This is a genomic window from Wocania arenilitoris (assembly GCF_021728535.1).
Taxonomy (GTDB): domain Bacteria; phylum Bacteroidota; class Bacteroidia; order Flavobacteriales; family Flavobacteriaceae; genus Wocania_A; species Wocania_A arenilitoris.
Genome location: NZ_JAKKDU010000005.1, coordinates 72,690 through 93,607, shown reverse-complemented (window position 1 = coordinate 93,607; position 20,918 = coordinate 72,690). Strand labels below are relative to the sequence as shown.

General features: G+C 31.1%; 18 protein-coding genes. 8 read left to right on the top strand and 10 right to left on the bottom strand.

The window, feature by feature from the left end; all coding sequences use genetic code 11:
* Positions 1-95: 95 nt before the first annotated feature.
* The 5 genes from L3X37_RS05465 to L3X37_RS05445 all read left to right on the top strand — a co-directional run bounded on the left by L3X37_RS05465 (position 96) and on the right by L3X37_RS05445 (position 6,339).
* Entirely contained in the window at positions 96-1,484 is a 1,389-nt protein-coding gene (locus L3X37_RS05465) for a tetratricopeptide repeat protein (RefSeq protein ID WP_237239162.1), read from the top strand.
* 53 nt (positions 1,485-1,537) lie between these two features.
* Positions 1,538-2,458: a polyprenyl-phosphate transporter gene (locus L3X37_RS05460; protein ID WP_237239161.1), complete on the top strand. Its 921-nt coding sequence runs from the start codon at positions 1,538-1,540 to the stop codon at positions 2,456-2,458.
* On the top strand, positions 2,458-3,474 hold the full coding sequence (locus L3X37_RS05455; protein ID WP_237239160.1) for a DUF368 domain-containing protein: 1,017 nt from the start codon (positions 2,458-2,460) through the stop codon (positions 3,472-3,474). The genes L3X37_RS05460 and L3X37_RS05455 overlap by 1 nt, the downstream gene beginning before the upstream one ends.
* Complete coding sequence (locus L3X37_RS05450; protein ID WP_237239159.1) at positions 3,475-4,215, top strand: shikimate dehydrogenase family protein; 741 nt, start codon at positions 3,475-3,477, stop codon at positions 4,213-4,215. It begins immediately after the preceding gene.
* A gap of 105 nt (positions 4,216-4,320) precedes the next feature.
* The gene (locus tag L3X37_RS05445; protein WP_237239158.1) at positions 4,321-6,339 is read left to right on the top strand and encodes a DUF349 domain-containing protein; all 2,019 of its coding nucleotides are present in this window, start codon (positions 4,321-4,323) and stop codon (positions 6,337-6,339) included.
* A 156-nt stretch (positions 6,340-6,495) separates the two neighbouring features.
* Here the strand turns inward: L3X37_RS05445 and mazG are convergent, their stop codons facing one another.
* Complete coding sequence (mazG, locus tag L3X37_RS05440; RefSeq protein WP_237239157.1) at positions 6,496-7,269, bottom strand: nucleoside triphosphate pyrophosphohydrolase; 774 nt, start codon at positions 7,267-7,269, stop codon at positions 6,496-6,498.
* Between the two features lie 207 nt (positions 7,270-7,476).
* Between mazG and L3X37_RS05435 the strand changes: the two genes are divergently transcribed.
* Entirely contained in the window at positions 7,477-7,914 is a 438-nt protein-coding gene (locus L3X37_RS05435; RefSeq protein ID WP_237239156.1) for a hypothetical protein, read from the top strand.
* 549 nt (positions 7,915-8,463) lie between these two features.
* Here L3X37_RS05435 and L3X37_RS05430 read toward each other — a convergent pair.
* Positions 8,464-10,731 carry an aconitate hydratase gene (locus L3X37_RS05430; protein ID WP_237239155.1) on the bottom strand — a complete coding sequence of 756 codons (2,268 nt, stop codon included), beginning with the start codon at positions 10,729-10,731 and terminating at the stop codon, positions 8,464-8,466.
* A 289-nt stretch (positions 10,732-11,020) separates the two neighbouring features.
* On the opposite strand from L3X37_RS05430, the gene L3X37_RS05425 reads away from it, so the two are divergent.
* Positions 11,021-12,709 (top strand): DUF8201 family protein, encoded by a 1,689-nt coding sequence (locus L3X37_RS05425; protein WP_237239154.1) that lies wholly within the window; start codon positions 11,021-11,023, stop codon positions 12,707-12,709.
* A 7-nt stretch (positions 12,710-12,716) separates the two neighbouring features.
* Here L3X37_RS05425 and L3X37_RS05420 read toward each other — a convergent pair whose 3' ends face one another.
* Genes L3X37_RS05420 through L3X37_RS05405 form a run of 4 tightly spaced genes read right to left on the bottom strand, consistent with a single transcriptional unit; the run spans position 12,717 to position 17,902 of the window.
* Positions 12,717-13,670 carry an AAA family ATPase gene (locus tag L3X37_RS05420; RefSeq protein ID WP_237239153.1) on the bottom strand — a complete coding sequence of 318 codons (954 nt, stop codon included), beginning with the start codon at positions 13,668-13,670 and terminating at the stop codon, positions 12,717-12,719.
* A gap of 4 nt (positions 13,671-13,674) precedes the next feature.
* On the bottom strand, positions 13,675-15,129 hold the full coding sequence (locus L3X37_RS05415) for a peptidylprolyl isomerase (protein WP_237239152.1): 1,455 nt from the start codon (positions 15,127-15,129) through the stop codon (positions 13,675-13,677).
* The gene (locus L3X37_RS05410) at positions 15,092-15,946 is read right to left on the bottom strand and encodes a peptidyl-prolyl cis-trans isomerase (RefSeq protein ID WP_237239151.1); all 855 of its coding nucleotides are present in this window, start codon (positions 15,944-15,946) and stop codon (positions 15,092-15,094) included. Before L3X37_RS05410 ends, L3X37_RS05415 begins: the two co-directional genes overlap by 38 nt.
* 3 nt (positions 15,947-15,949) lie before the next feature.
* Positions 15,950-17,902: a peptidylprolyl isomerase gene (locus L3X37_RS05405; RefSeq protein ID WP_237239150.1), complete on the bottom strand. Its 1,953-nt coding sequence runs from the start codon at positions 17,900-17,902 to the stop codon at positions 15,950-15,952.
* A 336-nt stretch (positions 17,903-18,238) separates the two neighbouring features.
* On the opposite strand from L3X37_RS05405, the gene L3X37_RS05400 reads away from it, so the two are divergent.
* A complete protein-coding gene (locus tag L3X37_RS05400; protein ID WP_237239149.1) occupies positions 18,239-18,478 on the top strand; it encodes a hypothetical protein in 240 nt (79 codons plus the stop codon).
* 331 nt (positions 18,479-18,809) lie between these two features.
* Here the strand turns inward: L3X37_RS05400 and L3X37_RS15515 are convergent, their stop codons facing one another.
* The 4 genes from L3X37_RS15515 to mnmC2 all read right to left on the bottom strand — a co-directional run bounded on the left by L3X37_RS15515 (position 18,810) and on the right by mnmC2 (position 20,917).
* Positions 18,810-18,947: a transposase gene (locus L3X37_RS15515; RefSeq protein WP_439654828.1), complete on the bottom strand. Its 138-nt coding sequence runs from the start codon at positions 18,945-18,947 to the stop codon at positions 18,810-18,812.
* Positions 18,948-18,967: 20 nt separating this feature from the next.
* Positions 18,968-19,177, bottom strand: a complete 210-nt coding sequence (locus tag L3X37_RS15385) for a transposase (RefSeq protein ID WP_237239148.1) — start codon at positions 19,175-19,177, stop codon at positions 18,968-18,970.
* A gap of 2 nt (positions 19,178-19,179) precedes the next feature.
* The gene (locus L3X37_RS05390) at positions 19,180-20,085 is read right to left on the bottom strand and encodes a TIGR01777 family oxidoreductase (protein ID WP_237239147.1); all 906 of its coding nucleotides are present in this window, start codon (positions 20,083-20,085) and stop codon (positions 19,180-19,182) included.
* Positions 20,086-20,227: 142 nt separating this feature from the next.
* Positions 20,228-20,917, bottom strand: coding sequence for a tRNA (5-methylaminomethyl-2-thiouridine)(34)-methyltransferase MnmC2 (mnmC2, locus tag L3X37_RS05385; protein WP_237239146.1), 690 nt, complete (start codon positions 20,915-20,917; stop codon positions 20,228-20,230).
* Position 20,918 lies beyond the last annotated feature (1 nt).

Below are 20,918 nucleotides of genomic sequence, written 5' to 3'. Positions count from 1 at the left end.
ACTGTTGATTACTTTGTTAAAAACATTTAAAATATAAGTCCATTAAAACAAAATAGAAGCTTAAATTTATTAACGAAGAAACTTACAATGTGCTTATGGAGTTTAGTCATAACGACAACAACAATTTGCCTCTTACAAAGTTTGAATCGATGCTAAAAACAAATCATGTTTTGTTCTTCGATTCAGAAGAATTTGAAAACATCATTCACCACTATCTTAATCAAGGTAAAATTGCTTTAGCAAAAAAAGCGATTAAATTAGGTCTAGATCAGCATCCTTCATCTATCAATTTAAAACTATTTAATGTAGAAATTTATGTTTTTGAAGATAAGCTAGAAAAAGCCGATAACTTACTAAATGAGCTTCACATATTAGATCCTTTAAATGAGGAAATATACATACAGAAAGCCAATATTTTATCAAAAAAAGATGAGCATTTAAAAGCTATTGAAGTATTAAAAGAAGCATTAAAGCTTACAGACGATGTTGTAGATTTATATTCTTTAATTGGGATGGAGTATTTGTTTTTAGATCAATTTGAAGACGCTAAAACATACTTTATGAAATGCTTAGAACAAGATATAGATGATTATTCGGCACTTTATAATGTTATTTATTGTTTTGAATTTCTAAATCAAAATGAAAATGCTATTTCTTATTTAAATGTATTTTTAGACAAAAATCCGTATTGCGAAGTAGCATGGCATCAATTAGGAAAGCAGTATGCTATTTTAAAAAAATACAAAAAAGCTTTAGCTGCTTACGATTTTGCCATAATTTCTGATGATACTTTTGTTGGTGCCTATTTAGAACGCGGAAAAGTACTTGAAAAATTAAAACGCTACGATGATGCTATTGAAAATTACAGCATATCACTTCAGTTAGATGAACCAACTTCATTTGCTTTATTACGTATAGGGAATTGTTATGAGAAATTAAAAAATAATGATTTAGCAGTTCAATATTATTACAAAACCGTACACGAAGACCCACTATTAGATAAAGGTTGGATTGCTATTACAAAATTTTATATCAGAAAAAAGAACTACAATAAAGCCTTATACTATATAAATAAAGCCATAAATATTGACACAGAGAATGTGCATTACTGGAAATGTTATGCTTTAATTAACCAACGTTTAAAGCTATATGAGGAAGCAGAACGTGGGTATAAAAAAGCTTTAGAATTAGGTAATTACGAATTAAATACGTGGTTATATCGCGGCGATTTACTTATAAAATTAGGAGACCCACAGGCAGCCATCTATAATTTTGAGCAAGCCATTGAGTTTTACCCAGACAATGCAGAAATAGAATTCCGGTTAGCTGGACTGTATTTAACATTAAACCAAAACGATAAAGGCGCTTTTTATTTAAAAAACGGATTAAAACATAACGAGGAATTCAACTTTATAATTGAAGAACTCTTTCCAGAAGTTTCTAATAAAATTCTTGTAAAAAACTTACTAAAGCTCAATCTATAATTAACTCATTACATTAAAATGTATATCTTTGGTTGTCGCTTAAAAACCAATATATGCAAAGACGTTTTATAGATTATTTAACCATTTCACTTAAAGGTATTGCTATGGGTGCTGCCGATGCAGTTCCTGGTGTTTCTGGTGGTACCATTGCATTTATTTCTGGCATTTACGAAGAACTAATTTCTAGCATAAGTAATGTAAATATTTCATTATTTAAAACCCTTTTTTCTAAGGATTTTAAAGCGTTTTGGCAACAAGCTAATGGCAACTTTTTAACCGCTCTTTTATTAGGTATTATTATAAGTTTTGTATCCTTTATGCGATTAGCAAAATATTTATTGGAGCATCATCCCATATTGATTTGGTCCTTCTTTTTTGGCTTAATTGTAGCAAGTATTTATTTTGTTGGCAAACAAATAACTAAATGGAATATTACTGTAATTATATCTTTAATTATTGGGGCTTGTATTGCTTTTTATATAACAACACTGCCTGCTTTAGCTACAAACGATAATGATTGGTTTTTATTTTTAGCAGGGGCAATTGCTATTTGCGCCATGATACTTCCTGGTATTTCAGGGTCATTTATTTTAATAATATTAGGCGCTTACAAAACATTAAGTGATGCTTTACATGATTTTGATGTAAAAAAAATAATCATTTTTGCTACTGGGGCTCTTATAGGCTTGCTAAGTTTTAGTAGGATTTTAAAATGGCTTTTTAAGCATTATCACAACATCACTTTAGCACTACTAACAGGATTTATATTTGGATCACTAAATAAGGTTTGGCCTTGGAAAAAAACTTTAACTTGGCATACTAACTCTAAAGGAATTAAAAAACCTATATTAGAAGAAAGTATTTCGCCTTTTTCTTTTGAAGGGGATAACCAAATCACATTCGCCATTGCTTTAATGGTTTTTGGCTTTTTAACTATTTTTATTCTTGAAAAATTAGGCACTAAAAAACAATAATGCAAAGCACCAGAACATTTACAGACAAAATATTTTTAATCCTTAAAGGGTTAGGTATGGGAGCTGCAAATAAAGTTCCTGGTGTTTCTGGTGGTGTAGTAGCTTTTGTGGCTGGCTTTTATGAAGAGTTTATTTACTCACTTCAAAAAATAAACAGGAAAGCATTTAAATTAATTATTAATGGGCGTTTTAAGAGCTTTTATCAATACATAAACGGACGCTTTTTAGGCCTGCTTTTTTTCGGAATGGTAGTAAGCTATTTTAGTGTTTCAAAAATTTTAGACTATTTAATAAAGCATTACGAGCTATTTGTTTGGAGTGTTTTTTTTGGTATGATAATCGGCTCAATTTATTATATCTATAAAGATTTTGAAGATTGGAATTATAAAACATACCTATCATTATTTATAGGTATTGCCATTGGATTAAGCATTAGCTTTTTAAATCCTGCTAAAGAAAATGATAATCTTTGGTTTGTGTTTTTCTGTGGTATAATTAGCGTTTCAGGAATGACACTCCCAGGGTTTTCAGGCTCATTCATACTTATTCTTTTAGGGAATTATGTGTTATTATTAGTAGATGCAGTTAATGCTTTATATGATACCATTTCAGATATTCTAATTGGCGATTTTAGCTTTTTTAAAAACTCAGAACGCATACATATGTTAAAAGTTCTTGGTGTTTTCACATTAGGGTCGATAACAGGTTTAGTTACATTTTCGCACCTATTAAGTTATATACTAAAGCACTACAAGAGCATAACACTTTCTGCTATTATAGGTTTTATAATTGGGTCCTTGGGCGTAGTTTGGCCATGGAAAAAAAATATTTATCAAGTAAACTATAACGGAAGTTTTATACTAGATTCAACAGGAGAAAAAATAATTGCTAACTACAAACGTTTTTTACCAGAGATAAATGAAGAAACGTTTTATGCCATTGCATTTATTGTTTTGGGCATTTGTATTGTTTTAGCACTTGAAATTTATGGTAACAAAACAAGAAAAAATAAATAAATGAATAAATTAGGACTTTTAGGTAAAAACATATCATATTCTTTTTCTAAAACGTATTTTAAAAAGAAATTTGATAAAGAGCATATAAAAGATACTACCTATGAAAATTTTGACATTGAATCTATTGATTTATTCCCTTCAATAATAAAAAACACAAAAGACTTAAAAGGTTTAAACGTTACTATTCCGTATAAAGAACAAGTGATTCCTTTTCTTGATAAATTAAACAAAAAAGCCAAAGCTATTGGCGCTGTAAACACCATAAAAATTACAAAAAAAGGAAATCTAATTGGCTACAATACAGATTGTTACGGATTTAAAAAATCATTAAAGCCTTTTTTAAAAACACATCACAAAAAAGCATTGATTTTAGGCACAGGTGGAGCAAGCAAAGCTATTGCATACAGTTTAAAAGAACTTGATATTGATTACAGCTACGTGTCTAGAACAGCATCAAAAAATGTTCAATTTACTTATGATACACTATCTAAAAACAGTATAAAAAACCATCAAATAATAATAAATTGTTCTCCTTTAGGCACATTTCCTAACGTTAATGATTGCCCGAATATCCCGTATAAAGCCATTTCTAAAACTCATATTTTATTCGATTTAATATACAATCCAGAAGAAACCAAGTTCCTTAACCATGGTAAAACCAATGGAGCGACTACAATTAATGGGTTAAAAATGTTAGAATTTCAAGCTGAAAAAGCTTGGTCTATCTGGAATTTACAATAAAAAAGTCAACCAAAGCGTTAAAACCGTTACATCCACTTTGTAAATACTAGAGTTGTTACTATCTTTAAACTTTAAAGTATAAAACGAACCTAAACATTTTTTAAAATGTCTGAGATAGATAACCTGCAAAAAGCAGACGGAATAGAAGAAAACAAACTTCCCATTAATAATGATGATGCCACTAAAAAAACATCATCTGAAATTAATGAAGAGTTTCCTGCTGAAACTTTAGAAGCAGCTAATGATGAAACTTCATCTCAAACCTCTGAAGTTATAAAAGAAGATAACACTGAGGTTAAAGAAAATGAAAAGGAGGATACTGAAAATGAAGATGTTATTAATGAAATAGAAGCTTCTAACGCTGAGGATGCTGAAGATGAAGGTAATAAAGAAAGGCACACTATTGAGGTTAAAGAATACGATAAAATGTCGTTAGAATCTTTAGCAATTGAATTTGAAAAATTATTAAAAAATGAAAAAATTCAAGCTATAAGATCTCATGCAAATGATATAAACAACGAATTTAAAACTAAATTTCAAGCTTTATTAGACGAGAAAAAAGCAGATTTTTTAAATGATGGAGGAAACGAAATCGATTTTTATTACACCTCTCCCGTTCAAAAAAGATTTAAAGCAGCTTATAAAGAATATAGAAATAAACTAAACGATCACTACAAAAGTTTAGAAAAAAACCTAAAGCAAAATTTATCCCACAAGCTTGAAATTATTGAGGAATTAAAAGGCTTATTAAATCTTGAAGAGAATATAAATACTACATATAAGCACTTTAAAGAACTACAAGAACGCTGGAGAAATACAGGGCCAATTCCTAGAGACAAATACAACAACGCATGGAACTCTTATCACCACCATGTAGAACGATTTTACGACTTTTTACATTTAAATAGAGATTTACGCGATTTAGATTTTAAACATAATTTAGATAAAAAATTAAAAATTATTGAACGTGCCGAAGAGTTGGCAAAAGATGATAATATTACCCGAGCTTTTAGAGAATTACAAGAGCTTCATAAAATGTGGAAAGAAGAGCTTGGGCCTGTTGAAAGATCTAAAAGAGAAGACATTTGGGAGCGTTTTAAGAATGCCACAAAAATAATTAATGACAAACGACAAGAGTACTATAAAGAGATTGATAAGGTTTACGAGAAAAACCTAGAAAACAAACTAGAAATTATTGCAAAAATTGAAGCTATTGCTGCTCAAGAAAGTAAGTCTCACAGCTCTTGGCAAAAGAAAATTAAAGACATAGAAGCTTTACGAAACGATTTTTTTAATGCAGGAAAAGTACCTATAAAAGTAAATGAAGCGACTTGGTCAAAATTTAAACAAGCTGTAAGATCTTTTAATAAAAATAAAAATGCTTTTTATAAAGGTTTAAAAAAGGAACAGTACGAAAATCTTCAGAAAAAGTTAGAACTCATTAAGATTGCCGAAGACAACAAAAATAGTGAAGACACCGATGTTACTACTGTACTAATGAAAAAAATACAAAGTGACTGGAAAAAGATTGGTCATGTTCCTCGTAAAGACAGCGATAAAATCTGGAAACAATTTAAAGCTGCTTGTAACCATTATTTTGATAAACTTCATTCAAAAAGAAATGCCGCAAGTCAAGAACAAATTGATGCGTACAACAAAAAGCAAGACCTATTAAATGGGTTAAAAAAAATCACCTTATCTGGAGAAAAAGATAAAGATTTATCAACTATAAAAGAACAAGTTGATAAATGGAAAAAGATTGGCAGAGTGCCAAACGATAAGCGTTATATTGAAGGTAAGTTTAATAAAACTTTAGACGGTTTATTTTCTAATTTGAAGATGGATAAAAATGAAGTTGAAATGATTAAGTATGAAAACAAATTAGATACGTTAAATAGCGGTGAAAACAATATTACAAACCTAGATAACGAACGCTCTTTTATAAAAAAGAAAATAGACGAAGTTAAAGGTCAAATCAATCAACTAGAGAATAATTTACAATTTTTCACAAATGTTGATGATGAGAATCCTTTGGTTAAAGATGTTCATAATAATATTAAAAAGCATAATGAAGATTTAAAACTTTGGAAATCAAAACTTAGAAAGATTAAAGATTTATATTAAAAAGTTTTGCTATCTGTTTTAAACAAAAAGGTCTAAAAAAGTACAACTGATGTCACATTGAGCACAGTCGAAATGTTTTAATAATGCAACAAAAATAGGTTTTTCGACTAGGCTCAACTTAACAAAGAGTTATAATACCTTTTATCTTTTTTTTGTTTAAAGTTGTTTAGCCTCCTCCCAAAATACATCCATTTCGGCAAGCGTCATGTCTTTAAGTGGTTTGTTTAAACTTTTAGCTTTATTTTCAAGATACTGGAAACGCTTTGAGAATTTTTTATTGGTACGCTCTAAGGCGTTTTCTGGATTTATGCTTAAAAAACGTGCATAGTTCACCATAGAGAATAGAACGTCTCCAAATTCGCTTTCTATAGTTTCAGAATTGCCTGTTTTAATTTCATCATTCAGTTCATTTAATTCTTCTTGAACTTTTTCCCAAACCTGTTCTGGCTTTTCCCAATCAAAACCAACGCCTGCAACTTTTTCCTGAATTCTATTGGCTTTTACTAAAGCTGGTAAACTGTTTGGGACACCTTCCAAAACACTAGTTTTACCTTCTTTTAGTTTTAGGTTTTCCCAATTACGTTTTACATCGCCTTCGTTTTCAACTTTTATATCGCCGTAAATATGCGGGTGTCTGCTTATTAGTTTTTCACAAATACAGTTGCATACATCGGCGATGTCAAAATCCTTGGTTTCACTTCCTATTTTAGCGTAAAACACAATGTGTAATAACACATCGCCTAATTCTTTTTTAACTTCTTCTAAATCGTTATCCAAAATAGCCTCTCCAAGTTCGTAAGTTTCTTCTATGGTTAAATGGCGTAAAGTTTCTATTGTTTGCTTTTTATCCCACGGACATTGCTCGCGCAACTCGTCCATAATGGTTAATAATCTATCAAAAGCTTTTAACTGATCTTGTCTGGAGTTCATTATTTTGAAGTTTTTTCAAAAATACGATTTTGATGTTTTGGATGGGAAGTAATTTGTTTAATAATTACTGCTAATTTCAATATGACCTATCGCTTGACTATGTCAGAAAAATTGACTAAATTCGTTTAACAACCGATAAAGTTCATAACTAACGAACCTTATCTTTGCATTAGCAACAAGTTCAACACAATCAAGTTAAAAAATTATATGTTTGGGATTGAAACATCAAAAGACAAACTTTTACAACTTAAAAATAACTACAGTGAGTTAAAAAAAGAAGCCCTTAATATATCACTTGCTGAAAAAGCTTGTGATGATGCTTGGCATCTTATTGATTGGGTTTGGGCTGATGAAAAACAAAAAGACAGCACCTTAACTAAAGAAAACTTTCGCATTAAAGTTTACAGAGAATGTCCTGAAATGAAAATATTACATGATTTAGTAAATAGTTTTAAACATCGAAATCTGACTAATCCAAAAGTTTATATTAAAGAAACTAAAATATCTCCTGGAACTTTTGACAGTTCCTTTTCCAAAGAATTTGATATTTCTCGATTAGAAATTCATTACGGAGACAACTCCAATATTGACCTTGATGACCTTGTTGAAATAGCTATCAATTACTGGGATAATTTAATTAAATAAAAACCAGTTGCTAACACAGTATATAAAAAATTGCTATTTTGTGCTTAACTAATGTTAGTTGCTTTGTTTGCTAGCTTCTGATTTTCCTTCGGAAAATCCTCGCACGCAAACACGCAACTTTCCTTATACATAAACGTTAAACGAACTTTTCCAAAAACAAAATTACTTTCAGTTTAAAAACAGAGCTAGCAGATACCTGCGTTAGGGATTGCAGTGGCATCTTTTTTTAAAAAATGAAAAATACACCTTATCTAGAACTAAAATTTAACAGATAGCCACACTTCGACTGCGCTCAGTGCAGGCTAGGTCACTCCTCGCTATGACGAAAAAAAAAGATATAACGTAAAACCTGCCTGCCGGCAGGCCCGACCTGGGCCCTGAACTATATTCAGGGTATAGGTAACGCCCAACTTCTCGATAAGATTCCGATTAAAAATCGAAATCACTCGAAGTGACATTATTATAAACTAAAAAATCCAACTTAAAAGCTGGATTTTTTAATGCTATTTATACCTGTAAGGTTTTTAAAACCTTGCAGGTTACTGTAATTTATGCGTTTTGCTTTTTAATCAAATTCAGCGCAGATCCCTCGTTATACCATGCAATTTGTGCATCGTTGTAGGTGTGGTTCAATTTAATTAAATCTTTACTTCCATCTTCATGAACGGCTTCTAGCGTTAATTGTTTTCCAGGAGCAAATTCGTTTAAATCGATAAAGTTAAACGTATCGTTCTCTTGAATTACATCGTAATCACTTTCGTTAGCAAAGGTTAATCCTAACATCCCTTGTTTTTTAAGGTTTGTTTCGTGGATACGTGCAAACGATTTCACAATTACCGCCGCAACGCCTAAATGACGTGGTTGCATTGCAGCATGCTCTCTTGATGAGCCTTCTCCATAATTATGGTCTCCAACTACGATTGACTTAACGCCTGCTGCCTTATAAGCTCTTGCGGTATCTGGAACACCACCATATTCTCCTGTTAGTTGATTTTTAACGAAGTTCGTTTTTTGTCCAAAGGCATTTACCGCTCCAATTAAGGTATTGTTTGCAATATTATCTAAATGCCCTCTGAAACGTAACCATGGTCCTGCCATAGAAATATGGTCGGTAGTACATTTTCCGAATGCTTTTATTAAAAGTTTAGCCCCTGTAATTGAATTCCCGATAGGCTCAAAAGGTGTTAGTAATTGTAAACGTTCTGAATCATCTTTTACTGAAACTTGCACATGACTTCCATCTGCTTCTGGTGCTAAATAACCGTTATCATCTACTGCGAAACCTTTTGGTGGTAACTCCCATCCTGTTGGCTCATCAAACATCACTTCTTGTCCATTTTCATTGATTAAGGTATCTGTTAACGGATTAAAATCTAAACGACCAGCAACTGCTATGGCTGCTGTTAATTCTGGTGATGCTACAAAGGCGTGTGTGTTTGGGTTTCCATCGGCACGCTTAGCAAAGTTTCTATTAAAAGAATGTACAATGCTGTTTTTTGGTGCATTTTTAGGGTCTGAATATCTCGCCCATTGCCCAATACATGGTCCACAAGCATTGGTAAATATTTTAGCATCTAGGTTTTCAAAAATTCCAAGTATTCCATCACGTTCTGCTGTATAGCGAACTTGCTCAGAACCTGGATTAATTCCTAATTCGGCTTTCATTTTTAAACCTTTATCTAAAGCTTGTTGTGCAATAGATGATGCTCTTGATAAATCCTCGTAAGATGAGTTTGTACAAGAACCAATTAATCCCCATTCTACTTTTAAAGGCCACTCGTTTGTAGTTGCTTTTTCAGTCATTGCTTTACCAACTGTTGTTGATAAATCTGGGGTAAATGGGCCGTTTAATAAAGGTCCTAATTCTGATAAATTAATTTCAATCACTTGATCGAAATAGTGTTCAGGATTTGCATAAACCTCAGCATCAGCTGTTAAGTATTCTTTTACAGTGTTTGCAGCATCTGCAACATCTGCTCTATCAGTAGCACGTAAATAGCGTTCCATAGACTCATCGTATCCAAAAGTAGATGTTGTTGCACCTATTTCAGCTCCCATGTTACAAATAGTTCCTTTTCCTGTACAAGACATGGATAAGGCACCAGGTCCAAAATATTCAACAATTGCTCCTGTTCCGCCTTTTACTGTTAGAATTTCAGCTACTTTTAATATAACATCTTTTGGTGCAGTCCAACCCGAAAGTTTTCCAGTTAACTTAACACCTATTAACTTTGGGAACTTCAATTCCCAAGCCATACCTGCCATAACATCTACGGCATCTGCTCCACCCACACCAATAGCAACCATACCTAATCCACCTGCATTCACAGTGTGCGAATCGGTACCAATCATCATGCCACCTGGGAATGCGTAATTTTCTAATACAACTTGATGAATAATACCTGCTCCTGGTTTCCAGAAACCAATACCATATTTATTTGACACTGATTCTAAGAAATTAAAAACCTCGCTACTAACATTGTTAGCGTGTTTTAAATCTGTTGCAGCACCTTCTTTAGCCTGAATTAAGTGATCGCAATGTACCGTTGTAGGAACAGCAACCTTACTTTTTCCTGCTTGCATAAACTGCAATAATGCCATTTGAGCGGTTGCATCTTGACACGCAATTCTATCAGGTGCAAAATCAACGTAATCTTTTCCTCTGGTGAAAGCCTTTGTAGGAGTTCCATCCCATAAATGAGAATATAATATCTTTTCAGATAGAGTTAATGGTTTCCCTACAATTTCACGTGCTTTATCCACACGCTCTGCCATTTTGGTGTACACACCTTTTATCATATCGATGTCAAATGCCATATTTTATATATTTAAATGGTTCTTTTTTTTAAAGCCTTGCAAAAATACAAATAATAGAATGTATTAAAAAATTCTAATCAAATCTATTATACGTTTGAAAAATTCACAATATAAATAACTTTTTGGTTTAAAAAATAACGAATCATCAAAATAACCTTATCAAAATTTTTAAATTAACAAAAAAGAGCATTTTTTTATTCGTTTTTTATGCATCGAAAAAAACAATATGAGAATAACTAAGGTCTATTTATATTTTTAATAAGCTTAAGTTTGCACTAAATAACTCTATATGCTACTCATTTTTTTAAGTTGGGTTTATATTTTTATTACTGCTAAAAATTTTGGAATTTTATTTATAAAAGTTTTCGGCATTAAGAACTGTAACACTATTATTAATCAGATTTTAGGGCTTTTCTTTTATGCATTAATTACGACCATTTTTGCCTTTTTTATTAGAATACATATTGAGTATTATCTGTTCATTTTATGCTTAAATATTTTACTTACTTACAGTTTCAGAAAAGCTATTAAAGTTTATTTAAACTCATTATTGTTCTCTTTTAAAAATTTTAGAATTCCATATAAAATACTCTATTTATTTCTGCTTATTATCATATTAGCTCAGAGTAGCACAAAACCCTATTTAATTGATAATGACACATACTATATACAAACTATAAAGTGGCTTAATGAGTTTGGATATGTAAAAGGGTTGGCAAATGTGCATATGTTTCTTGGGCAGAATTCGTCGTGGCACGTTTTGCAAGCAGGATTTAATTTCCCGTTTATTGATAGCTTTTTTAATGATTTGAATGGATTTTTATTTACAATATTTAGCTTTTTAGCTATTAAAAAATTGAATGATTATAATAAAAAGGGAAATATTCAAAGTTTTAGTTTAGGATTAGTCCTTTTATTTTCACTTTTTTTTATGCAATTTGTTAATGCCCCATCACCTGATTTAATTATTTTTTTAATAGCGCCGTATATATTCTATTTATTTATAATTAAGTACAAAAATATTACCGCAAACGACTTTAAAATCATTTTTAGTTTAGTGCTTTTTTTGTGTTTTGTTAAAGTTACTATGGCTATTTTATTGGTTTTAATTGTCATTCTTTTTATCAAAAATTTTGAGGTTTTAAAAACGAAACTAAAACAATATGCTCTTTTGAGTATTAGTGTTTTTGGGTTATTTGTTGTTAAAAACGCTATTATTTCTGGTTACTTATTGTACCCAATCTCACAAATAGATTTCGTTAATTTTGATTGGAAAGTACCCAAAACACTTTTAGATTTTTATAAACTTGGCACCTATTTAGAAGGTATGAGTAATATTGATGTGTCTCAATTAAGTTTTTTCGAAAAAGTAAAAGTATGGCTTACGTTACCAAAACTTGATGGTTTGTTTAATAAAGTTTTTGTACTATTATTAATTATTTTTCCGTGGTTTGCTTATAAGAATAAGTATAAATCTAGCTTAATAGCAATTTATATTTTAGCAATTCTTCAACTTGCAATTTTATGGTTTGCCTCACCTCAATATCGCTTCTTTTTTGTGTTTGTTTCTTTTTTGGCTATTCAAATATTTGTTACCGTTATAAAGAATAAAAAAGTAGTGTTGTTTTTAATGTCTTTATCAATCTTATTAAGTGCTATTCCCATTGTTGCTAATATTAATTTAAATGCTTTTACTAATAATAATTTTGCAATGAAATTTGATACTTTCAAAATAAAAAACCTTTTTATTCCTGAAGAAAACACAAAAACGGAAGCTATATTTACCAAACACAATATTGATGGTTTTGAGTTTTATTCACCTAGTGAAGATGCCTTTTTTTGGGCTACTGGAAATGGAAAACTGCCCTGTGTAAACAAAAAGCAAATAGATTATATAAGGTATTATTACAACTATGTTCCGCAAATGAGGACAGAAAATTTAAAAGATGGGTTTAAATCTATTCTTGTTGAAAAATAGTTTGGTGTTAAAAAAGACTTTTTATCACCTTATCTTCAGTAACACCTTCAGCTTCAGCCTTGTAGTTTTTAATAATTCGGTGCCTTAAAATACTGTGCGCTACAGCTTGAACATTTTCTATATCTGGAGAAAACTTACCATGAATTGCTGCATGTGTTTTAGCAGCTAAAATTAGGTTTTGAGAGGCTCTTGGTCCTGCTCCCCAATCTATATATGTTTTAACTAAGTCGTTTGCTGCATCAGTATTTGGTCTTGTTTTACCAACCATAGTTACCGCATATTCAACTACATTGTCGGCAACAGGCATACGACGAATAAGCTGCTGAAAATCTATAATTTCTTGAGCAGAAAATAGTGCATTTACTTGTACTTGTTTATCTGTTGTGGTTGCTTTTACAACTTCTACTTCTTCAGTAAACGATGGGTAACTTAAATTAATAGCAAACATAAAACGATCCAATTGCGCCTCTGGCAAAGGGTAAGTTCCTTCTTGCTCAATAGGGTTTTGGGTTGCTAAAACAAAGTATGGTAAACTTAATTTATAATGATGACCAGCGACAGTAACGGCGCGCTCTTGCATAGCTTCTAATAAAGCTGCTTGGGTTTTTGGTGGCGTTCTATTAATCTCATCTGCCAAAATAATATTAGCAAAAATAGGCCCTTTAATAAATTTAAAATGTCGGTCTTCATCTAATATTTCACTACCTAAAATATCACTTGGCATTAAATCTGGAGTAAATTGTATACGCTTAAAATCTAAACCTAGAGCTTGCGCTATGGTGTTAACCATTAATGTTTTTGCTAATCCAGGCACACCGATAAGCAATGAGTGACCGCCAGAGAAAATAGAAATTAAAATTTGATTTACAACCTCATCTTGTCCAACAATAACTTTGGCTATTTCTGCTTTTAAATCTTTATATCGTTTTACAAATTGTTCTACGGCAGCTACGTCTGACATATATTTATTTTTTTAACCAGTTACCAGAAAAATCGCAATCTCTATGTTTTCCACTAATTTTTATGTAGGTATCAAATATTTTCTCACTTTGCCATTTTTCAATTGTTCGAATCTTTTTCTCATTTAAAGCCTGCTTTCTAATTTTTAGATAATCGCGAGCGTAATCAGCTTCGTGTTCATCTATTCTATCTGTAACCATTAAAAGCTTAAATGAAACTTTTCCTTTTCTATCTTGCTCAGTTAAAACCTGACTTACTTCACCATCTTTTAGATTTTGTATTTGAGCATATAACTCAGGTTCCATTCTAGTTAAATCAAATTTATAATCTTGCGTCTTAGGATTTATAAGTTGCCCGCCATCTCCTCTAGTTTCTTTACTGTCACTAGCTTCTCTTGCAGCATCGGCAAAAGTAATATCGCCATCTACAATACGTTTTCTTATTTTTTCAAGACGCTCTTTTGCTTCTTTAATGGCATCATTAGATACCGTTGGGAAAAGTAAAATATGACTTACATCGTACAATTGTCCTCTAATTTTCTCAAGCTTAATAATATGAAATCCAAATTCTGTTTCAAAAGGGTCTGAAATTTCGCCTTCTTGGAGTGAAAATGCAGTATCTCTAAATTCTTTAGCCATTTGCGGTCTTTTTCTATCTAAAGTGTAAATATAACCTGACTGCTTCATCCCTGGGTCTTGACCATATAAAACTACTTTAGATCTAAAACTAGCTCCATTTTCAACAACATCGGCTTTAAAACCTGCCAAGCGATCAATTATTTTTTGCTTTTCGGCTTCAGATACTTTTGGTTCTGCAACAATTTGGGCTACTTTAAGTTCTGTACCAAAAGTTGGTCTTTGGTCTTTAGGAATTTTATTAAAAAATATTCTAACCTCATCTGGTGTTACATCAACCTCTTCTACAACTTTAGCTTGCATTTTTCCAGCTAACTGATTGTTTTTATTAATTTCGAACATTTCATCTCTAAAACTTTTTTCGTCTTCTTTTTTATAAAACTCTAAAAGCTTTTCCATCGAGTTTCCAGTTTGCTGTAAAAACTGTTGTATTTGATAATCTACTTCTTGACGAATCTCTGCATCAGAAACTTGAATACTATCTTGAATAGCATGGTGTGCATATAATTTTTTTTCTAATAAGCTCCCTAATAATTCACAATCGGTAACATTCTCAACAGAACCTCCGGCCGCAACTATTTGAGCTCTTTCTTTATCTACATCCGAATCTAAAACAATAAAATCGCCTACCACTGCAGCAACGCCATCTACCTTTTGCGCTGTAAAGTTGCTTTTTACAGTATCTACTTTTTTAGTAGTTTCTTTAACTTCATCTTGTATAATCTCTTGTGCAGACATAACATTTACAAGTAGTAAGGCTATGCTTAAAATTAATAAATACTTTAAATTAATTGTAAATTTCAAATTGTTTGTTTTTAATGGCATCTTTTGTAATGTCTTTTTCTAATTCTCTAATTAGCTCTAACTTCCTTTTATTAATAACTATTTGTTTAATTGTTGGCTTAACATATTCCAACGGTGCCGTTTCATTACGCAACAAAACATCATTAATTTGCATCAAATATACTCCTAATGAATCTTTGAGTTGTAAAAAATTAGATTTTTTTAACAGTTGATTTTTATTTTCGGCGTTTATAACCGAAATTTTATTGATAACCTGACTTACTTTCACCCAAATAGAATCGTTTAATGAAAAGGATTTGAACTGAATTGATATCGAATCTAACTCCTTTTTATCTTCTAAATTAAAACGCTTGAACTTCTCTTTAATCGCTTTAAAGTCAATTATATTCTCACCTACGTGTACATAGCGTAACTTTATAAGTGCTTCGTTTAATTTAAACCCTTCTTTATTATTATTGTAATAAATTTCAGCAGCATTATCATTAAGCGAAGTATCTAAGTTTTTTCTCACCAAACCTTCAATATAGGCTTTAGTATATAAATCGTTTTTGTATTGCTCTACTAATTTATTAAAGGTTTCTTGTTTTTCTTCACTTAAATTAAGCATCGCACCATCAACTAATAATTGTTGTGTTGCCCAACGGTTTATAAAATTTTGAACCAATAAAATGCTATCTTCTTTTGTGGTTGCATCTGTAGTTAAATCTTTTATATCATCTTCATATAAATAGCTTTTGTTTACTCTAGCAATAGGTACTCTATCATCTACTTTTTTAAAAAAATCGCAGGAGGTAACTATTATTGCTATTAAAATAAATATGAGGGTTTTAAATTTCAACGTTTAGCTTTTAATTTGATTTTTTACTTTATCCAGCACATTTTGGTTGATAACCACTTTATACTTTTCTTCTAATTTTTTAATCCAATTTTCTTCCTTATGAGTTTGAAAGTCACTTATAATTAAACCCTTTGCCTCCTCAAAAGTTTTTAATTGCTTTGGGAGCACTTCGTTTACTTTAGCAACAATAAAAGCCTTGTTATGCTTATAGATTTTAGAGATGCCTTTTGTAAACTGAAAATTATCTGGAAGTGCTTGATGATTAGCATCCATAGTACTAGATGTAAAAACTACGTTAACTTCGCCATTATTATTTACAAGCTTTTTTATATCTTCTAAACTCATATTTTGTTCTAATAGGTTAGCAACTTTTTTTAAAGTTCGTTGTTTAGCAGAAGATGCTACAACTGCATCAATACGCTTTGGCAAAACGTATTTTTCTTTATTGGCATTATAGTAATTTCTGATTTCTACAGAATCTGTTTTTGCAGTATTCCAAATAGTTGTTTCCATTAAATCAAACAGCAACAAACCATCTCTATATTCGTTAACAATATTGGCGAATTCTTCGTTTTCTTCTTCTAAATGATTTTCTTGATAATTAATTAACCGTGCATTTAAAAACGTATTATATTTTTCTGAGACCATATTTTTAAAAGTCGATTTTGGGTTGACACCACGTTGGTTTTTTTCTAAATAAGCACCAAAATTTATAAAGCTGAATTGTTGTTTTCCTATTTTAACTAAGGGTGTATCGCCTTTAAAATCGGCAGGAAGTTTCCAAGTTTTTTTGTAATAATCATCATTTAATATGGATGCAAAATAAGATAGCGCCTCTGGGTTATCTTTAACGTTATACTTAACCCTTAACTTATCGGTTAAAGCTTTATCAATTATTTTTGATCGTTCATCGCGTTTAACCTTGGCTTCTAATTCAGATTTAATATCTTCAAACTCTGGCGTTAGTTTTTTATCATGTAATTTAACAATATGCCAACCATATTTGGTTTTAAAAGGCTCAGAAACATCACCTACTCTTTCTAAACTAAAAGCAACCTCTTCAAATTCTGGCGAGCTTAATTGTCCGCTTGAAAAAGCTGCTAATTTACCACCTTTTGGTGCCGAATTTTTATCATCCGAAAACTGTTTTGCTAAAGCCTCAAATTCTTCACCTTGATTTAATTTTTTATAAATATCCTGAATTCTAGTTTCTGGCTTTTCATTTACAGTATCGTTTTCTCTAATAGCAAGCATAATATGTGCTACTGCACGTTCGCCTCTAGATTTACGCTTATCTAAAACCTTAACAATATGATAACCAAAGCGCGTTCTAAAAGGTTGAGAAATGTCGCCAACATTAGTATTAAAAGCTGCATTTTCAAACCTATAAACCATCCTAAAACCTGAGAAATAGCCTAACTCTTCACCAAAAACAGATTTTCCGTTATGTACTTCTTTTCTAACGGTTTCAAAACCTTCGCTTAAAGCTCTATCTCTTAATTTACTAATCTTATTAAAAGCTACTAAGGTGTCTTGCGGACTTGCATTTTCTGGCAATCTTATTAAAATATGGTTTGCTTTTATATCGTAAGATATTCTTTCGTACGCCTCTTTAACCAACTCATCTGTAACTTTATTATCATAAATAAAGTTTTTAGCCAACTGTTTTTTATATGTATTAAGCTCTCTTAAATACGATGGTTTTTTATCAAGTTCTAAGGCTTTAGCTTCTTTTAATTTTAATTTATAGGTAGTAAAAAGTGACAAGTATTTATCAACATCTTTTTGAGATTCATCTTGAACCAAATCGAGGTTTTTATTATAAACTCTTAAAAATTCTGATACATAAACAGGTTCGTTATCAACTGTAAAAAGCACTTCTTTGGCATCAGATTGTGCATTAACAAAAAACACTATTGCTGTTAATAGTAAAGTAAAAAAACATTTTAATTTCATGGAGAAAAAAATTAATCAGACGGTTACAAAAATACTAATATAAACCTATAATACAAGTTGCTTTAACAAACGTTTAAAAAGCGAAAATATTACTCAAAATTATTATATATCTTTACTTTTAAAATCTGTTGTGCATTTTGATTTATTAGGCTAAATTAAATGTCAGTTCGAGTGATTTTCAATAGAAAATTGTATCGAGAACAGGTTTTGAAATGAAAAATTTTATTCTCGATACAAATTTTATTCATAAAAATGAGTAAAATTCACTCGAATTGACAAATTTTACTCAAAATGCACAACGGGTTTTTAAAATCTATTATTATCTATTAATAAATAATGCGTAAACTAAAACTTATTTGGGATTTTAGAGGTCCTGATGCTTTAAAAATTGCTGAACATCATGAGGTTCATTTAAAAGACTTTATTCAATTAGAAAACATAGTATTAAACATTACTGGTTTTGAAGCTATTAATGATTTACATGCCATTGCTTTTATGGTTGTAGCTGAAGAACATATGAAACCGATAAGAGATAGGTTAAAACCACATCGTGGGGAGATTTATACTGAACAATAATATAGATTACTATGTGGTTTGATTTATTTGACTTTGTCAGAAAAAAATGATAATTTTGGTTAACGTTGGATTTGAGTAATTAAAATGGCACATATCCGCGAACCATTGGCAACAATAGTAGTCGTTGCACAAAGCTCTAAAAAACATATATTTTAACATAAAAGCTCCTTTTTAAGGGGCTTTTCTTTTTTAGAGTATCACAATTTCTGGGTTTTTAAACCCTCTTAAAAGCAATGTATTTGCTTCTCTGCATCCCGTTTTTATAAAACTCAATAAAGGAAGTATTCCTGCCCCACTTTTTACTCGGTTTTGAGTGAATTTCAAGTACTTTTTAAGTATAGGCCATCGCAGAGAGATGCATGACCTTGTTGGCTTGCTCTATTCCAATAGTATTAATTTTTATAAGCCCCATAAACTGGGTAAGGGTTCCAAATACAGGCTCTACTGTGCTTTGCCGATTGGCTTTCATATAAGGTCCTCGGCTGTTGTTTACCCTAGAATTGTTTCTTTCGTATTATTCTCTGTAATAGGAATGCTTATGCGCTTTTCCTGACTCTTTTTTAAACACGATGTGCGCATAGGGCATTCTAAACATACATATTTAGAGGCTCTGTATTCTTTCTTTTTGTTTTTGTTATGACCCTCATAAAAAACCTTTTTAAATGGAATAACCTTCCCCTGTGGACAAAAAATTAACATATTCAAACCAACAAATCCTCTAACGCAGGCTGTAAATGGTGCTGGTTAAAATGAAAATCTTTATCTTCTATCTTTTTAGAACTTACACGCTGGCTCTCGAATAACAACGTATGCATATCGCCTAAAACAAGTTTCATAAAAAATCTAGGAATATTAGGCAAAAACAAAGGTTTACTTAACACTTTCGCTATGGTTTTTGTGAGCTCTAAATTAGTTACCGGGTTTGGTGCAACACCATTATAAACACCAACTAATTGATGCTTTAAAACATATAAAAACAATCGTGCTAAATCGTTAATATGTATCCACGATTGCCATTGTTTACCACTACCAAATGCTGCACCTAAGCCAAATTTTATAGGCTTTACCATTTCTTGTAAAGCCCCACCTTTATTTGATAATACTAAACCAATTCTAACTTTAGAAACTGTTATATTAACTTTTCCAAACCCATCAACTTCTTGCTCCCATACTTTTACAACATCGCTTAAAAAGGTACTATTAAAATCTTTAAAAGTTTCATCATAATAATTAATTAAAGAATTGGGATAAATGCCAATAGCACTTGCAGAAATGACTTGCTTTATAGTATGTGTTTCTCCTTTTAATGCGTTTATTAATAGTTGTGTGCCTTCAATTCTGCTAGAAAGAATTACCTTTTTATAGGCTGCTGTCCATCGCTTTGAAACCGTAGCTCCTACTAAATGGATAATTGCATTAACATTATTAAAACAGTTAGTATCAATATCTTGTTTTTTAGGATTCCAATAAAAACCTTGATAGTTTACTTCTTGCCTAATTTTAGATTTACTTGTAGTTAAGTAGTTTACAGCAATATCTTTTTTATGGCAAAGTTTTACAATCTCCTGCCCGATCAATCCTGTCGCTCCTGTTATTAAAACCCGCATATTTTCTTTTTATATAAAGTTACAAAATGTAAGTCTTAATAGCTATATATTTATACTTAGTTTAACAGATTTAATGGGTATTTAACTTTTTTGTAGCTCTCAGCATTTAGTACATTATTTTATTCACTAGAATCCCTGAATGTTACGCTTCTTTAAAAGCGCGTAACATTTCACGTTTTCCAGGTGGACCAGGTAATCGTTCTACTTTAAATCCAACAGCTTCCATAGCGCGCCTTACACTGCCTTTAGCAGAATAGGTTACTAAAACACCACCTATTTTAAGCGCTTCAAACATTTTTTTAAACATCTTTTCAGTCCATAATTCTGGTTGTACACGTGCCCCGAAAGCATCAAAATATATGATGCTATAACAATCCTTCTCATTTATTTCTGAGAAGAATCGTTTTCGTTTTATTAATGAAAAAAGGGGTGTAATTTTATGTGATTCTTCCCAAGAAACTTCATGAAATTTCTTGAAAATTGAATTGTCGTTTTCAGAATTTAACTGTTTTGAATAATTTAGTTGATCGATTTCATCCATTGAAACAGGATAGCCTTCAACACCAAAATATTCAATAGTCATTTTTAATTTTTCAGCTTCTAAAAAAGTAATAAAGGCATTTAACCCCGTACCAAAACCTATTTCTAATATGGATATATGCTTGTCCTGATTATTTTGAATCACAGAATGACAATAGTGATGTAGCCCATGCTTTATAAATACGTGATAAGCTTCTTGAATTGCACCGTGTTTAGAGTGGTATTGCTCATCCCATCCTGGCAAATGAATGGTTGAAGAACCATCAGCTGTTATTACAATTTCTCGCTGCAAA

Excerpts from the sequence above, each read along its gene's own strand:
- L3X37_RS05445 (WP_237239158.1), top strand. The coding sequence starts at position 4,321 with ATGTCTGAGATAGATAACCTGCAAAAAGCAGACGGAATAGAAGAAAAC.
- L3X37_RS05460 (WP_237239161.1), top strand. The coding sequence starts at position 1,538 with ATGCAAAGACGTTTTATAGATTATTTAACCATTTCACTTAAAGGTATT.
- L3X37_RS05405 (WP_237239150.1), bottom strand. The coding sequence starts at position 17,902 with ATGAAATTAAAATGTTTTTTTACTTTACTATTAACAGCAATAGTGTTT.
- L3X37_RS05425 (WP_237239154.1), top strand. The coding sequence starts at position 11,021 with ATGCTACTCATTTTTTTAAGTTGGGTTTATATTTTTATTACTGCTAAA.
- L3X37_RS05455 (WP_237239160.1), top strand. The coding sequence starts at position 2,458 with ATGCAAAGCACCAGAACATTTACAGACAAAATATTTTTAATCCTTAAA.
- L3X37_RS05435 (WP_237239156.1), top strand. The coding sequence starts at position 7,477 with ATGTTTGGGATTGAAACATCAAAAGACAAACTTTTACAACTTAAAAAT.
- L3X37_RS15385 (WP_237239148.1), bottom strand. The coding sequence starts at position 19,177 with ATGTTAATTTTTTGTCCACAGGGGAAGGTTATTCCATTTAAAAAGGTT.
- L3X37_RS05430 (WP_237239155.1), bottom strand. The coding sequence starts at position 10,731 with ATGGCATTTGACATCGATATGATAAAAGGTGTGTACACCAAAATGGCA.
- L3X37_RS05450 (WP_237239159.1), top strand. The coding sequence starts at position 3,475 with ATGAATAAATTAGGACTTTTAGGTAAAAACATATCATATTCTTTTTCT.
- L3X37_RS05465 (WP_237239162.1), top strand. The coding sequence starts at position 96 with ATGGAGTTTAGTCATAACGACAACAACAATTTGCCTCTTACAAAGTTT.
- L3X37_RS05420 (WP_237239153.1), bottom strand. The coding sequence starts at position 13,670 with ATGTCAGACGTAGCTGCCGTAGAACAATTTGTAAAACGATATAAAGAT.
- L3X37_RS05400 (WP_237239149.1), top strand. The coding sequence starts at position 18,239 with ATGCGTAAACTAAAACTTATTTGGGATTTTAGAGGTCCTGATGCTTTA.
- L3X37_RS05415 (WP_237239152.1), bottom strand. The coding sequence starts at position 15,129 with ATGCCATTAAAAACAAACAATTTGAAATTTACAATTAATTTAAAGTAT.
- mazG (WP_237239157.1), bottom strand. The coding sequence starts at position 7,269 with ATGAACTCCAGACAAGATCAGTTAAAAGCTTTTGATAGATTATTAACC.
- L3X37_RS15515 (WP_439654828.1), bottom strand. The coding sequence starts at position 18,947 with ATGAAAGCCAATCGGCAAAGCACAGTAGAGCCTGTATTTGGAACCCTT.
- L3X37_RS05390 (WP_237239147.1), bottom strand. The coding sequence starts at position 20,085 with ATGCGGGTTTTAATAACAGGAGCGACAGGATTGATCGGGCAGGAGATT.